At 67.9% G+C, this 13,122-nt stretch carries 15 protein-coding genes; 8 read left to right on the top strand and 7 right to left on the bottom strand.

What is annotated here, in order from left to right; translation table 11 throughout:
- Positions 1-2: 2 nt before the first annotated feature.
- From EZ304_RS02090 to EZ304_RS02080, 3 genes are read right to left on the bottom strand one after another with little or no spacing between them, the layout of a single operon-like run.
- Entirely contained in the window at positions 3-1,040 is a 1,038-nt protein-coding gene (locus tag EZ304_RS02090) for an ABC transporter substrate-binding protein (protein ID WP_142806122.1), read from the bottom strand.
- On the bottom strand, positions 1,037-1,579 hold the full coding sequence (locus EZ304_RS02085; RefSeq protein ID WP_185959212.1) for a DUF2478 domain-containing protein: 543 nt from the start codon (positions 1,577-1,579) through the stop codon (positions 1,037-1,039). Before EZ304_RS02085 ends, EZ304_RS02090 begins: the two co-directional genes overlap by 4 nt.
- 2 nt (positions 1,580-1,581) lie before the next feature.
- The gene (locus EZ304_RS02080; RefSeq protein ID WP_142806120.1) at positions 1,582-3,567 is read right to left on the bottom strand and encodes a TonB-dependent receptor plug domain-containing protein; all 1,986 of its coding nucleotides are present in this window, start codon (positions 3,565-3,567) and stop codon (positions 1,582-1,584) included.
- A 183-nt stretch (positions 3,568-3,750) separates the two neighbouring features.
- Between EZ304_RS02080 and EZ304_RS02075 the strand changes: the two genes are divergently transcribed.
- Positions 3,751-4,557, top strand: coding sequence for a TOBE domain-containing protein (locus EZ304_RS02075; protein WP_142806119.1), 807 nt, complete (start codon positions 3,751-3,753; stop codon positions 4,555-4,557).
- An 87-nt stretch (positions 4,558-4,644) separates the two neighbouring features.
- Here the strand turns inward: EZ304_RS02075 and EZ304_RS02070 are convergent, their stop codons facing one another.
- The 4 genes from EZ304_RS02070 to EZ304_RS02055 form a co-directional block, all read right to left on the bottom strand.
- Positions 4,645-6,174 (bottom strand): diflavin oxidoreductase, encoded by a 1,530-nt coding sequence (locus tag EZ304_RS02070; RefSeq protein ID WP_142806118.1) that lies wholly within the window; start codon positions 6,172-6,174, stop codon positions 4,645-4,647.
- Positions 6,171-6,599 carry a PAS domain-containing protein gene (locus EZ304_RS02065; RefSeq protein ID WP_010485321.1) on the bottom strand — a complete coding sequence of 143 codons (429 nt, stop codon included), beginning with the start codon at positions 6,597-6,599 and terminating at the stop codon, positions 6,171-6,173. The genes EZ304_RS02070 and EZ304_RS02065 overlap by 4 nt, the downstream gene beginning before the upstream one ends.
- 152 nt (positions 6,600-6,751) lie before the next feature.
- A complete protein-coding gene (locus tag EZ304_RS02060) occupies positions 6,752-7,066 on the bottom strand; it encodes an AzlD family protein (RefSeq protein WP_005409898.1) in 315 nt (104 codons plus the stop codon).
- Positions 7,063-7,794, bottom strand: a complete 732-nt coding sequence (locus tag EZ304_RS02055) for an AzlC family ABC transporter permease (RefSeq protein ID WP_099553466.1) — start codon at positions 7,792-7,794, stop codon at positions 7,063-7,065. Before EZ304_RS02055 ends, EZ304_RS02060 begins: the two co-directional genes overlap by 4 nt.
- 128 nt (positions 7,795-7,922) lie before the next feature.
- On the opposite strand from EZ304_RS02055, the gene EZ304_RS02050 reads away from it, so the two are divergent.
- The 7 genes from EZ304_RS02050 to gspG all read left to right on the top strand — a co-directional run bounded on the left by EZ304_RS02050 (position 7,923) and on the right by gspG (position 13,119).
- Positions 7,923-8,387 (top strand): Lrp/AsnC family transcriptional regulator, encoded by a 465-nt coding sequence (locus EZ304_RS02050; protein ID WP_005413654.1) that lies wholly within the window; start codon positions 7,923-7,925, stop codon positions 8,385-8,387.
- Between the two features lie 644 nt (positions 8,388-9,031).
- Positions 9,032-9,712: an STN domain-containing protein gene (locus EZ304_RS02040; RefSeq protein ID WP_099553470.1), complete on the top strand. Its 681-nt coding sequence runs from the start codon at positions 9,032-9,034 to the stop codon at positions 9,710-9,712.
- A 16-nt stretch (positions 9,713-9,728) separates the two neighbouring features.
- Positions 9,729-10,259 carry an RNA polymerase sigma factor gene (locus EZ304_RS02035; RefSeq protein ID WP_099553513.1) on the top strand — a complete coding sequence of 177 codons (531 nt, stop codon included), beginning with the start codon at positions 9,729-9,731 and terminating at the stop codon, positions 10,257-10,259.
- Between the two features lie 69 nt (positions 10,260-10,328).
- Positions 10,329-11,309 (top strand): FecR family protein, encoded by a 981-nt coding sequence (locus tag EZ304_RS02030; RefSeq protein ID WP_099553473.1) that lies wholly within the window; start codon positions 10,329-10,331, stop codon positions 11,307-11,309.
- Positions 11,310-11,367: 58 nt separating this feature from the next.
- Positions 11,368-11,919 carry a hypothetical protein gene (locus EZ304_RS02025; protein ID WP_142806116.1) on the top strand — a complete coding sequence of 184 codons (552 nt, stop codon included), beginning with the start codon at positions 11,368-11,370 and terminating at the stop codon, positions 11,917-11,919.
- Between the two features lie 144 nt (positions 11,920-12,063).
- Positions 12,064-12,624: a hypothetical protein gene (locus EZ304_RS02020; protein ID WP_239503792.1), complete on the top strand. Its 561-nt coding sequence runs from the start codon at positions 12,064-12,066 to the stop codon at positions 12,622-12,624.
- 57 nt (positions 12,625-12,681) lie between these two features.
- Complete coding sequence (gspG, locus tag EZ304_RS02015; protein WP_005409890.1) at positions 12,682-13,119, top strand: type II secretion system major pseudopilin GspG; 438 nt, start codon at positions 12,682-12,684, stop codon at positions 13,117-13,119.
- Positions 13,120-13,122: the final 3 nt, after the last annotated feature.

Below are 13,122 nucleotides of genomic sequence, written 5' to 3'. Positions count from 1 at the left end.
GCTCAGGCGTTCGCATCCAGGCTGCGTGCAAGCTGGGCGGGCAATGGCTCGCCCCACAGCAGTTGATGCAGCGCACCGATGCGCGCGCGCAGCGCGGCAGGCGCCAATGCGGGCACTGCACCCGGATGCAGCCTGGACAGCAGCCACGGCAGGCCGGGCAGGCGGTTGACACCGGGCGGACCATCCAGCCAGCCAAACGGCAGTACCGGTGCGCAATGCAGGCGACGTTCGCGCACGGCACGCAGGCCGCGCCAGCGCGGATCCTGTGCCGCATGCGCGGCGAAGCCGGCATCCTGGGTCAGGATCACGTCCGGATCCCAGGCCAGCAATTGTTCGAACGACACGCGGGCGAGGCCACCGGCCCCGGCGCTGGCGGCCACGTTGCGGCCGCCACAGAATTCGATGACTTCGGTGTTGATCGAGCCGGACAGGCCGCTTTCCAGGCCGTCGCTGCCACGCCCGTAGTACACGGTGGGCCGCGTCGCAGAGGGACGCGTCGCCAGCACCTCACGCACCAGTGCCAGCTGCGCCTCGGCCGCCTGCGCCAGCGCTTCGCCGCGTGCGGCAACACCCAGCAGCCGGCCAACGTGGCGCAGCTGCGCCGGATGATCGGGCAGGCGTCCGGCAATCAGTTCGAAGGGAATCGCGGTCTGCTTCCAGACCCGCTCGGCCGAGTCGCGGTAGTTGGCATCGAAGTCACCGGCATCCAGCACCAGATCCGGCTGCATCGCGAGCAGGCGCTCGAGACTGACCGTGCTGCCGCGCCCGGCAAGGCGACCGACCACCGGCAACGTGCGCAGCGCTGCCGGCAGCTGCGCCAGTGCGTCGGGCGAGACCTTCATCGGCCAGCCCAGCAGGCGTTCGGGTGCCACGGCGGCGAGCAAAACCGCAGCCGGCGGACCGGCCGCGAACACGCGCTTGGGCGTGGCCTTGGGCGCACCCAGCCGCAACACGCGCTGCGCCGGCATCGCCAGCAGCTCGGCACTGGCAACCAGCAACGGCGCCAGTGCGAACGCCTGCAGCAGGGCGCGCCGCCTCATGCTGCGGCCTCGGGTGCGTTGCGGCAGGCATCCCACCAGGCCTGCAGCGCCGCGTCCTCGGCGGGCAGCTCGATGGCCATGCCGCCGGTGAACTGGCGCCACGCGTCGAGGTAGGGCAGCTTCACCGCGGTCAACAACGGGATGCCGGCCAGCATCAGCGCCAGCAGCTCATCGGCCATGCCGCCGCCTTCCGATTCCAGCGTGCCGAAGCGGTTGGCGATGGCGAGCTCGGCATGGTCCTGCAAGGCCCGGCGCAGCACCACGCTGGCATCGGCGATGCCACCGGGGTCCAGGTTGCAGCCGCAGGAGGCCGGGCCCAGCGCCTGGATGATCGGGTAGCGCGAACCAGGATCGGTCACGTCCATCAGTGCCATGCGCTTCCTGCCGCTGGCGGTGGGTTCGTGTGGCAGGTGTACCAGCCCGCGCACGCGGTGGCCGGCGGCCAGCTGGCGTGCGGCGAATGCGGCCAGCAAGCCATCGGGTTCGCCGCTGTGGTCATGCACGATGGCCGCGATGCGTGGCGGCTGGGACGTGGTCATGTTCAGAACCTCCAGTTGGCATTGGCGAACCAGGTGCGGCCCGGCATCGGGTAGCCGTCGGCCAGTTCGTACCATTTGTCACCGATGTTGCGTACGCCGAGGTCGACATCCCAGGCCTCGCGCGGGCTCCAGCTGGCCTTGAAGCCGGTGATGCCATAGCCGGGCAGGTCGCGCACCGGGCGTGCCGCATCGGCGTAGCTGACCTTGCGGCCCTGTTCGGCTTCCAGCGTGGCCTGCAGCTTCAACTGCGGCAGCAACTGCCAGCCCACCGCCATGAACAGCCGTTGGCGCGGGCTGTCGAGCAGGGCCACGCTGCGGTCTTCCAGGTTGGTGCGGCGCAGCCAGGTGTAGCTGGTCTGCAGGTCCCAGTCGTCGCCGATGCGCTGGCGCAGGCCCAGTTCGACACCCTGGTGGCGGGCCTTGCCGATGTTCTGCGCCTGGTTGCAGGTGCTGCCGCCGCATTCGCGCGAGGCCACCACCGCGTTCTGGATCAGGTCATCGATACGGCTCTGGAACAGCGCCGCCTGCAGCTGGCCGCCTTCCCACCAGCGGCCACGCAGGCCCACTTCGAGGTGGGTGGCATGCTCGGCTTTCAGATCCGGGTTGGGCAGCGCCGCGCCCATGCGCGCGGAGTAGCGATCCTTGATGGTCGGGAAACGCGTGCGCCGCGCGGCGCTTGCATACCACTGCTGGTCCGGCGCCAGTTGCTGCACGTACTCCAGCACTGCATTGGTGGCATCGGTGCTGCCGGTCGGCCAGAAGTACACGCGCTTGGCGTCGCGGCGGTCATGGCCGATGCCCACGCGCAGGTGCGAGGTGTCGGTCAGCGCGATGCGGTCCTCGATCGCCACGGACGTGGTCACATCCCGGAAGTCCTTGGTCGGCGAGTGCGGGTTGCGCTCGCTGTGCTGGTCTTCCTTGTAGTGGATCGCGAACTGCAGTTCCTGGCGCGGCAGCGCCGTGGTGGCCAGGGTCACCGAGCCGCCCACGGTGCGGTCATCGTAGATGCTGGGGAAGCTGCTGTTGTCCATCGCCACCTGGTAGGTGCCGTCGGTGTAGGCGTCCAGTCCGTTGCCATAGGTATCGCGGTAGACGCGGGTGCGCAGCGTGGTGTGCTCGCCCAGGCGGGTGTTGCCGATGAAGTACAGGCTGTCCTTGTCCCACCACGGCCAGCGCCAGTAACGGATGCCGCTGCGCGCGGTGCCGGTGTAGACCGGGTTGTCCTTCTCGCCGTCCTGGCGCGCGTAGCCGATCGCGTACTCGTCGCCCTCGCGCGGGGCATAGCCCAGTTTGAACGACAGGCGACGGTCGTCGCGCGAGGCGTTGCGGCGGTCCTTGCCGGTATCGGTGGGCACGCGCTTGTAGTCGACGAAGCCTTTCGGCAGCGGGAATTCATCGGCCTTCAGGATCGACGCACCGAGCTGGAAGTACCAGTCGCCACGACGCCCGCCGAGGTTGACCGCTGCCTTGCGCTCGCCACCCTCGGCGATGCCCAGCCGCACGTCGCCTTCCAGCGCACGTTCCGGGCGGCGGCTGACCAGGTTGATCGCACCGCCGAGGATGTTCGGCCCGTACAACAGCGACGCGCCACCGCTGGCGACCTGGATCTCGGCGAGGTCGAAGGTGGTGAAGCGGCCGAAGTCCACGTAGCCGTCATAGGGCACGTACAGCGGGATGCCGTCGAGGAATACCGGCACCTGGCGTGCGTCGAAGCCGCGCAGGTAGACCATGTCCTCGTTGCGCGAGTTGCGCGCCAGGCTCACGCCAGGCAATACGCTGACCGCATCACCGACCGTAGTGCGGTCGAGCTGCTGGATGCGTTCGGCATCGAGGCTGCGTTCGGCGACGGTGGGCGAGGTGCCGCGCGCGGCATGCACGTCGATCGTGCCCAGGGTGAACACCGGGGGCGGCGAGGTGGCGTCGGCCGCAGTGGCGGCAAGCGGGAGCAGCAGGGCGGACAGGGGTAGAACGAAACGACAGGTACGCATCCTCGTGAGTCCTCGGGTTCGTTATATCCAAGATGATATAACGGTTGGCAGGGGTCAACTTGATGACCGACCCGGGGATTCTCGTTGCTGGTCGGCGCGGCCACCTTGATCCATATCAAGCCCGGTGCAGGGGGGCGACGCCGTACACTGGCCGTTCGCGCGAAACGCAGGGAAACGAGCACGATGAGCGAGGCCGAACCGCCTTTGGAGCTGCAGGGCAACCTGTGGCTGAGCATTGCCGGTCAGAGCCTGGGTGGCCGCGGACGCTTCGCGCTGCTGGGCCTGATCGACGCCTGTGGCTCGATCAGCCAGGCCGCCAAGCGCATGGGCATGACCTACAAGAACGCCTGGGACGCAGTGGACGCGATGAACACCGCGGCCGGCGAGCCGCTGGTCGCGCGCAGTGTGGGCGGCCGCGGTGGTGGCGGTGCGCGACTGACCGAGCGCGGCCACCAGCTGATCGCCCGGTTCGAGGAGGTCGAGCGCGCGCACCGTACGTTCCTGCAGTCGCTGCAGGCCACCCCTGGGCTGGACGAGGATCTGGCCCTGATCCGGAGAATCGGCATGATCACCAGTGCACGCAACCAGTTCCATGGCCGGGTCAGTGGGCTGGCCACCGGCGCAGTGAACGATGAAGTGCAGATTGAAGTGGCGCCGGGCCTCGCGCTGGTCGCCACCATCACCCATGGCAGCGTGGAATCGCTGGGCCTGGCGGTGGGCGTGCCGGCCTACGCGCTGGTGAAGGCCTCGTCGGTGATCGTGGCGCAGGGTGAGGGGGCGCGTTACTCGGCACGCAACCAGTTCGCCGGCACGGTGGAGCGGATCACCGAGGGCGCGGTGAACGACGAGGTGGTGGTGGATATCGGCCATGGCTGCAGCGTGGTGGCGGTGATCACTCGGGCCAGCACAGCAGCGCTGGAGCTGCAGGAGGGCGCCGCGGCGACGGTGCTGTTCAAGGCGTCGAGCGTGATCGTGGGCGTGCCGATGTAGAGGGGTCTTGGGGAGTGCCGGCCCTTGGCCGGCAGCGCGTGGTGCGAAGCGCAGCCGGCCAGCGGCCGGCGCTACCCCATGGACAGGTCAATACAACTCACAGTGCGTGCGGCCTTCGCCCCGCAACGCGTCCCAGTGCCCTTCGCCACCGATGGCATCGATGGCCTCACGGACCGCGCCTTCCAGGTGGCTCTTGTTGCCGCACAGGTACAGATGCCCGCCGCGGGCCAGCACATCACGCACCTCGCTGGCGCGCTGCTGCAGCACGTGCTGCACATAGACCTTTTCGGCGCCATCGCGCGAGAACGCGGTATGCAGGCCGGCCAGCACGCCACGCGTGTGCCAGTCCTGCAGCTGGTCGCGATACAGGTAGTCGTGCTGGCTGTGCTTTTCACCGAACACAAGGTGCACTTCACGTTCGCAGGCGCTGGCCTGCAGCTCCTGCATCAGGCCCATCAAGGGTGCGATGCCGGTGCCGGTGCCGACCAGCAGCAGCGGTGCCTCGCCGGTATCGGGCAGGTGGAAGCCGGGGTTGGAGCGGCAGTACACACGGGCATGGTCGCCGCCATGCAGCAGGCTGCCGGTGGCTGTGCCGAAGCGCTCGCGGCCGCGCAGGGTGTAGCGCACTTCGCGCACGCACAGGCTCAGCTGGTCGTCGCACGGGTGCGAGGCAATCGAATAGGCGCGGGGCAGCCGCGGTGACAGCAGTTCGCGCAGCCGGGCCAGCGGCACGCTGTCCGGCGTGGCGTGGTCCTGCAGCACGTCCAGCAGGTCCAGGCCGTGCAGGTAGGCTTCCAGCTCGCGCTTCTGGCTGACCTTCAACAGGCCCTTCAGTACCTCGCTGCCACCGAGCCTGGCCAGTTCGCGCAGCACGCCCTTGCTCAGCAGGCGCAGCTCGCGGTCATGCAGGGCGGCCACGGCGGCGGTGTCGCCGTACCAGGTGGCCAATGCCTGCAGCAGGGCAGGGTCGTTCTCCGGCACCACGTGCAGGGTGTCGCCCGCGCGGTAGGCCATGCCGCTGCCGGCAATGTCCAGTTGCAGGTGCCACGCTGCCGGGTTGCTGCTGTTCAAGCGGCGGCGTTCGAGAATGGGGGCGGCAAAGGCATTGTCTTCGCCATAGGCGGTGACCTGCAGGTGCAGGTCCTGGCCAGCGCTGAGGTCGCCATCCAGCACCTGGCCGAGCACCGGCTGCCATTGCTGGAAGAACTGCTCGTAGCCCAGGTCGGCATCCACCCGATGCAGCAGCGGTTGCGCCTGGCGCTCGCTCAGCGCGGCATCCAGCGCCTTGGTGAAGCCGCAGAAACTGGGGTAGCCGGTGTCACCGAGGCCGAACACTGCATAGCGCAGGCCGCTCAGCGTCGGGATCTGGCGCAGCGTTTCGAAGAACTGCTCGCCATTGGCTGGCGGCTCACCGTCACCGAAGGAACTGGAGATCGCCAGCAGCACATCGCCTTGGCCGAGACTGGCCACGTCGATGTCGTTGAATGGAAGCACCTGCGGCCCATGTGGCTGCAGGTCCGCGCCCAAGCGCTGGGCCAGGGCGCGGGCATTGCCCGACTCGGACGCGAAACCCACCAGCAGACGGCTGAAGGGCGTACTGGTCGGGAGGGCGTTCACGCGGCCTCGTAGAAGTCGTCGAACTTTTCCTTGCTGAACTCGACCAGGTCGTAGTTCTGCATCAGGTCATTCACCACGCGGCGGATGCTGATGTACGAGGTGATGTTGCCGTCGGCGTCGAACAGCGGCTGCACGGTGGTATCGACCACATAGAGCACGCCGCCCTTGCCGAGGTTGGGCACGATGCCGGTCCAGGTCTTGCCGGCCTTGATGGTGTCCCACATGTCCTTGTAGACCGCCTTGGGTACATCCGGGTGGCGCACGATGCTGTGCGGCTGGCCGATCAGTTCCTCGCGGGCGAAGCCGGTGAGCGTGCAGAACAGGTCGTTGGCGTAGGTGATGTTGCCCTGCAGGTCGGTGGTGGAGATCACCATGACGTTCTGCATGGCGTTCAGAAGCTGGACGTTGTCGGGGGTGTAGCTCATCGCAGGGTCCTTGTGGATGCCGGTAACGCCGGCGTGTTCGGGTCCTGCATAGAAATACGCCCGCGCGGCGGCGGGCGGTTTGACATTGATCAAGCGGGTGACGCGATGGCCTGCGACCGGGTGTCGCAGGGGTCGTGCCCGGCGAAGGCGCGTCAGCCCATCAGATAGCGCAGCACGCCAGCCGAGACCACGCCGATCAGCACGGTCGGCAGCATCGACAACCGCGTGGCAGCCAGCAGGGTGATCGCCAGCGCGGCCAGGTCGGCGGGCTTGTCGGCGACGAAGTCCGGGGCGATCACCGAGATCAGCACGCAGCCCGGCGCGGCTTCCATCACCGTCACTGCGCGCTTGCTCAACGTGCGGTTGCGCAGCGCGAGGAAGCCGACGATGCGGGTCAGGTAGGTGGCGGCGGCCATCAGCACGATGGTCAGTACCGAAGTCCAGTGGATCAGGCCATTGAAGATCATGCTGCGTCCTCCGCCAGCAGCCAGGCCGCGGCCAGGCCGGCCAGTGCGCCGCTCGCCACGTACCAGGCACCCGGCACCAGCAGGTAGGTGGCAGCGGCCACCACCAGGCTGACCAGCCACGGACGCGCGGCTTTCATGCCCTGCCACATGCCACGCAGCAGCACCAGGAACACGGCGGGGAAGGCCATGTCGAAGCCGTAGGCGTGGATGTCGCCCAGCATCGGGCCGACGACCGCGCCCAGCGCGGTGCAGGCCACCCAGACCGTGTACAGGCCTGCCGAGACGCCCAGGTAGTAGGCCAGGCTGAAGCCGAGTGCACGGCGGCGCGCGTCGGCCACGCCCATCGCCCAGCTTTCGTCGCACATGAAGAACAAGGCCGGCAGCACCCGGCGGCGCGGCAGGTGCTGCAGCAGCGGGGCCAGGCTGGCGCCCATCAGCAGGTGGCGGCTGTTGACCAGCGCGGTGATGGCCACGATCAGTGCGATGTGCGGTGGCGAGGTCCACAGTTCGACGGCAGCGAACTCCGAGCCGCCAGCGAAGTTGAGGCCGGTCATCAGCGGCACTTCCAGTACGCTCAGACCCTTCTGGGCCGCCTGTGCGCCGAGTACCAGGGCGAAGGGGATGAAGCCGATCATCACCGGCACGGCGGCGCGCAGGCCGCGCAGGAATTCGGCACGCGGCGCGGTGTCGCAGGTGTCGGGCAGGGGGAGGGTGGTACGGGCGTCCATCGAACGGCACAACTAAGGTGGGGGTGGCCCATGCTAGCGGTCCGATCGCGAAATCGGGTTGCGTTGATGCCATTGAATCCGAGAATATTGAGATTACATGCGGCCAATGTCGCCACTGGTGAAATTCCATGCAGTACCAGCTCGACAACCTTGATCGGCGCATCCTCGATGCCCTGCAGCGTGACGGTCGCCTGCAGAACCTGGAGCTGGCCCGGCTGGTGGGCCTTTCGCCCTCGGCCTGCCTGCGGCGGGTGCGGCTGCTGGAGGAGGGCGGCTACATCGACCGCTATGTGGCCTTGTTGAACGAGGCCAAGGTGGGCCGGGGCTTCACGGTGTTCGTGCGGGTGTGGCTGCGCGGGCAGGACGAGGACACCACCAATCACTTCATCAACAGCATCAAGTCTTTTCCGGAAGTCCTTGAATGCCATCTGATGGCCGGTGACTGCGACTTCCTGCTGCGGGTGGCGGTGGCCGATCTTGATGCCTACCGGCAGTTCCAGATGCAGCACCTGAACCGGATTGCCGGCGTGCAGAACACCAAGACCGAGATTCCGATGCAGCGGATCAAGCAGACGACCCAGCTGCCGCTTTGAGGGATGGGTGGTTGCGGCCGGGTTGCACCCGGCACCCGCGGGTAGTGCCGGCCGCTGGCCGGCAACCTCAGGAGCAACAGCCGAAGCAACAGCCGAAGCAACAGCCGAAGCAACAGCCGAAGCAACAGCCGAAGCAACAGCTTGCATTCCGAGGGATGGCGGGGTGGGTCCGGTTGCAGGGGACGCCGTAAACCCCGCTCCGCGGTCCGGCCCAGCCGCTGGCGGCTGTGCGTTCGGGCGCTTGCGAAGCAGTGCTTCGCAAGCAAAGCGCCCTCACCCATGGGGGCTTGGCCGCGGCATCCATGCCGCGGACACCCCTGCAACCGGACCCACCCCGCCTTCGACAGATTTCCACGATCTGTCGGAACGGCACGAGCTGCTCCTGGTGGGTGTCGACCTTGGTCGACACGTTCGGGTCGGCACGTGATCCGACCCCGTGCGCAGATGATCATGTCTGTTCGATTCATTGATTCCTGATGCATGACTGGCTTTACCGAGCCTGCCTCGACGGCAGGCTGTGGGCGGCGGTCATCGCAATGACATGTGGCCCCGGTACGGTTTGAGCCCGCTTGCTGGTCGCGCGCGGGCCGGGGTTCCGGTCGTGGTGCGCGTCCACTGCAGCTGCTGTCGCTGCCGAGGGTCATGTGTTCTACGTCAGGGGGCTGAATGGACACCATGCGGTCAGAACTTGGAAGGTGGCCATCGCCGCATGGCTGCTGCTGTCCTTTGCCGCTGCCGCGCAGGATGGTGTTCATGCCTACGACATCCCCGCGCAGCCGCTGGAACAGGCGGTCGAGCGCTTCAGCGTCATCAGCGGGTGGTCGGTGATGTACCCGGGCGATCTTGCCGCGGGCCGCAGCAGCCATGCGCTGCGCGCCAGCCTGCCGCCGCTGCCCGCACTGCGGATGCTCTTGCAGGACTCCGGTATCGAGGCCGAGGTTATCGGCGAGCAGCGCGTGGTGCTGCGCCGGGGCATGTCCTCCGTCGCCGAACCCGTTGTTGGCGTCGATCTTCCCGATACCGAGCGTCGGCGTCGCTACGGCGGGCTGCAGCAGCGCCTGCGTGCGGTGTTCTGTGACGACCCGGAGATCGCGCCCGGCCGCTATGCCGCGACGCTGCGCTTCCGCATCGACGGCGCGGGTCAGGTGAGCCGGCCCGAGCTGCTGTCCGGCAGTGGCAGTGATCGCCGCGATGCACGCCTGCTGCAGGCGATGCAGGGCCTGGTGCTGGCGACCGAGGCCGCCGCGCTGCCACAGCCGGTAACACTGCAGATCCGTCCTTCCGGCACCGACCACGACTGTGGCCGGCGTGCGCCCCTTCCATGACTTCAAGGATTCGAACATGAGCAACGGTACGGCTGGGGCAGTTGACCTGATGGAGCACCTTCTGGGCGCCTACGATGAGCTGAAGCGCCGGCTGGTGCGCAAGCTGGGCTCGGAAGAGCTGGCCGGCGACGCGCTGCAGGACACCTGGATGCGCCTGAGCGCGCGCCGTGACCGCCTGGACGCCGTGCAGAACCCCGCGGCCTACCTGCTGCGCATGGCGATGAACACCGTGATCGACCGCCAACGTGCAGACCACCGCCTGCTGAGCCTGGAGGAGGTGGATACGCTGATGGACATGGCCGACCCGGCACCGGGCCCGGCGCAGGCGGCCGAACTGGACTTCGCGCTGCAAGACATGGTCGGCCTGCTGCAACGCATGCCCGAGCGCCGTCGCCGCATCCTGCTGGCAATCCGCGTCGATGGCCTGCAGCAGCGCGACGTGGCCGAGCATCTCGGCGTGTCGCTGCGGCTGGTGCAGCGTGAGCTGAAGGCGGCCCAGGACTACCTGGCCGAGCGCAGCGGGCAGGGGCGCCAGGTGCGGTTCTGAGCGACGGCATCCGTCTACACTTTGACGCCGAACAGAACCCCGCAGTGTGCGGGTCCGGCATGAGCCCCCATGGATCCTGACGATCGCCCGCAACGCCCGCTGGATGCCGTCGAGCGTCAGGCCCACGCGTGGGTGGTGCGGCTGACCTCGGGCGAGGCGACCGCCGCAGACGGGCGCAGGTTCCGCGCGTGGTGCGAGGCCGATCCCCGTCATCGTGAAGCGTTCGGCCGTGCGCGCCGGCAATGGGAGCAGGTACGGCTGGCCGGCGAGCAGCTGCCCGCGGCCACGCGCCAACCGGTCGCGCCGACGCCAGCCCAGCGCTGGAGTCGCCGTGCCTTCCTCGGTGCCGCGATTGCCGCCCCGGCCAGCCTGGCAGTGGTGGCGGCGATCCGCCCGCCGCTGGGGCTGTGGCCTTCGGTGACAGCCATGGCGGCCGATTTCCACACCGGCACCGGTGAACGTCTGCAGATCGCGCCCTCGCCACAGCTGAAGATCGAACTGGATACGCAGAGCAGCCTGCGCCGCCGCGCGGACGCGCAGGGCGAAGGCTTCGAGCTGGTGCAGGGCCAGGCCGCGATCGAGACCCGGCCGGGCCTGCACCTGGCGTTGTTCGCGGGCCCGGGCTGCGTGATTGCCGATGAGGGCGCGGTGCGCCTGGACGTACGCAACACCCAGGGGCAGGTGCGCGTTACCTGCCTGCAGGGCAGCGCCCGCATCGAGCACCCGCAGGGCCGCCTGCAGCTGCAGGCGGGCCAGCAGACCCGCTATGACGAGCGCCTCAGTGGCGTTGTGGCCGAGGCTGTGGCCTCGGAAGTGAGTGCCTGGACCGAAGGCATGCTGGTGTTCCGTCGCGCACCGCTGCGCGAGGTGGTCGAGGAGATCAACCGTTACCGCCGCGGCAAGGTATTGCTGGGCGAATCGGCCTTGGCGCGTGCCCCGGTCAGCGGTCGCTTCCGCATTGATGACCCGGATGCGGCGCTTGAGCAGCTGCGGCTGACGATGTCGCTGGATCTGCGTCGCTTTCCGGGTGGCATTGCCGTCCTTGGATAGATGAAGACGCTGGCCGTGCGCACCGTGCAGGGCTGTTGCAAGCAAGGAGAAGCCAAGGATGCGCAACGAGACCATCGGTGTGCTGGATCTGCGTCGCAATCTGTCGGCGCTGCTGGAAACCACACAGCGACGGCCCTTGATGGTGCATCGCTATGGCTCGCCATGGGTGTGCGTGGTGTCCGATGCGCAGTGGCAGCAACAGGCAGTGCTGCTGGACTTTGATCCGCAGTCGCACCCGTTGGCGATGCTGCTGCGCCTGCAGCAACAGGCACTCCCCCTGTCTGAAGCCGGTGCATTGTCACCTGCGGCCCTCGCGCGTGCGCTGTTGTTGACGGGGATGCACGGCCTTGACGATCTGGCGCAGCTGCATGAGCAGGTGCTGCACCATCGGCTGTGGCACTGGTTCGTGGCGGGAACCCACGGTGTGATGGACGGCTGGCAACTGTCTGCGTTGCGTGTTGCGATGGCGTCATGGGGCGATGACGTGGACATGACCGATGCGCTGGTCGCGTTCGCCGCGCGCAGCGACGTGGCGACACTGGCACGCCGTTGTGGTGGCGAAGCGCCGCGACTGGAGCGCGAAGCCTGCAGCCGGATGACGCTGCGATGACGTTGCCGATGAAGCGCCACGCAGTGCACAGAGCTGCATGCGCGCTGTCGCTTCACCTGCCTTGCTGACGTCTTCTCCAGAGTACGACGCACCACGCGTCGCGGAGCACGGGCGGCGCCGATGGCAGACAGTCGCAGGATCAGCATGCTGGAGCTGGATCGTCACCTCAGCCAGTCACTGGAGCAGGCACGGCATACGCCATTGAATGTGCACCGTTACGGGCACTCCTGGGTCTGGGTGCTGTCCAGTGACGCCTGGGCGGATGCGGCGCGCTGGGCGGCACTGGATGGTAGTGCGCACCCACTGGTGGCGCTGCGAAGAGCCCTCGACCTGCAGCTGCGGCCCTGGCCCGAGGCGGCCATGAGCGCGCTGCCGCTTGACGCAGGCGATGCCCGGCTGCTGCAACGCGCGGCCCTGCTGGTGGTCGTGCGCGATCTGAAAAGTGCCCAGCGCGTGTACGACGACCTGCGCTATCACCAGGCCTATCGGATGTTCATCGGCCTGGATCATGGAACAGCGTGGTCGCCGATGCAGTGCGTGCGCCTGCTGCAGGCCTGCGCGCACCCGTTGCTGCGCGGCTGCATCGACGATGCGCTGGCCGGCGTGCCGCAGCACCTGTTCGAGTCTGCATGTGCCCCGGCTGCACGTGTTGCGCCTGCACAGGCACACGCGCAGCGGATTTCCGGCGGATGTTTATCGTACTGACACATGCACCGCTGACCATGGCGCAGCGGTCTCTTCCAGGATGACGAGGGCGGAACAATGGCAAGGCAGGTTCGTGGTCGCAGGGCTCGGCAGCAGGGTTTCAGCCTGATCGAGATCATGGTGGTGGTGGTGATCATCGGCATCCTCGCCGCATTGATCGTGCCGCGGTTGATGGACCGTCCCGACCAGGCGCGCGTAGTGGCGGCGCGCCAGGACATCGCCGCATTGATGCAGGCGTTGAAACTGTTCAAGCTGGACAACGGACGCTATCCCAGTGCCGAGCAGGGCCTGCAGGCACTGGTGAAGCCACCGCAGGGCGGTGGCGCGATGCCGGTCACGCCCTATCTGGATCGCCTGCCCAATGACCCGTGGGGCCATCCGTACCAGTATCAGATACCAGGCACCCACGGCGACATCGATGTGTTCTCGCTGGGTGCGGACAGCAAGCCCGGTGGCGACGCCGGGAACGCGGACATCGGCTCCTGGCAGCTGTGAGGC

The sequence above is a fragment of the Stenotrophomonas maltophilia genome, assembly GCF_006974125.1.
Taxonomy (GTDB): domain Bacteria; phylum Pseudomonadota; class Gammaproteobacteria; order Xanthomonadales; family Xanthomonadaceae; genus Stenotrophomonas; species Stenotrophomonas maltophilia_O.
This window is presented reverse-complemented; position numbering and strand designations above follow the sequence as displayed.

Bases quoted from the DNA above. Each gene is read 5' to 3' on its own strand.
- EZ304_RS02090 (WP_142806122.1), bottom strand. From the start codon at position 1,040: ATGAGGCGGCGCGCCCTGCTGCAGGCGTTCGCACTGGCGCCGTTGCTG.
- EZ304_RS02085 (WP_185959212.1), bottom strand. From the start codon at position 1,579: ATGACCACGTCCCAGCCGCCACGCATCGCGGCCATCGTGCATGACCAC.
- EZ304_RS02080 (WP_142806120.1), bottom strand. From the start codon at position 3,567: ATGCGTACCTGTCGTTTCGTTCTACCCCTGTCCGCCCTGCTGCTCCCG.
- EZ304_RS02075 (WP_142806119.1), top strand. From the start codon at position 3,751: ATGAGCGAGGCCGAACCGCCTTTGGAGCTGCAGGGCAACCTGTGGCTG.
- EZ304_RS02065 (WP_010485321.1), bottom strand. From the start codon at position 6,599: ATGAGCTACACCCCCGACAACGTCCAGCTTCTGAACGCCATGCAGAAC.
- EZ304_RS02060 (WP_005409898.1), bottom strand. From the start codon at position 7,066: ATGATCTTCAATGGCCTGATCCACTGGACTTCGGTACTGACCATCGTG.
- EZ304_RS02055 (WP_099553466.1), bottom strand. From the start codon at position 7,794: ATGGACGCCCGTACCACCCTCCCCCTGCCCGACACCTGCGACACCGCG.
- EZ304_RS02050 (WP_005413654.1), top strand. From the start codon at position 7,923: ATGCAGTACCAGCTCGACAACCTTGATCGGCGCATCCTCGATGCCCTG.
- EZ304_RS02035 (WP_099553513.1), top strand. From the start codon at position 9,729: ATGAGCAACGGTACGGCTGGGGCAGTTGACCTGATGGAGCACCTTCTG.
- EZ304_RS02030 (WP_099553473.1), top strand. From the start codon at position 10,329: ATGGATCCTGACGATCGCCCGCAACGCCCGCTGGATGCCGTCGAGCGT.
- EZ304_RS02025 (WP_142806116.1), top strand. From the start codon at position 11,368: ATGCGCAACGAGACCATCGGTGTGCTGGATCTGCGTCGCAATCTGTCG.
- EZ304_RS02020 (WP_239503792.1), top strand. From the start codon at position 12,064: ATGCTGGAGCTGGATCGTCACCTCAGCCAGTCACTGGAGCAGGCACGG.
- gspG (WP_005409890.1), top strand. From the start codon at position 12,682: ATGGCAAGGCAGGTTCGTGGTCGCAGGGCTCGGCAGCAGGGTTTCAGC.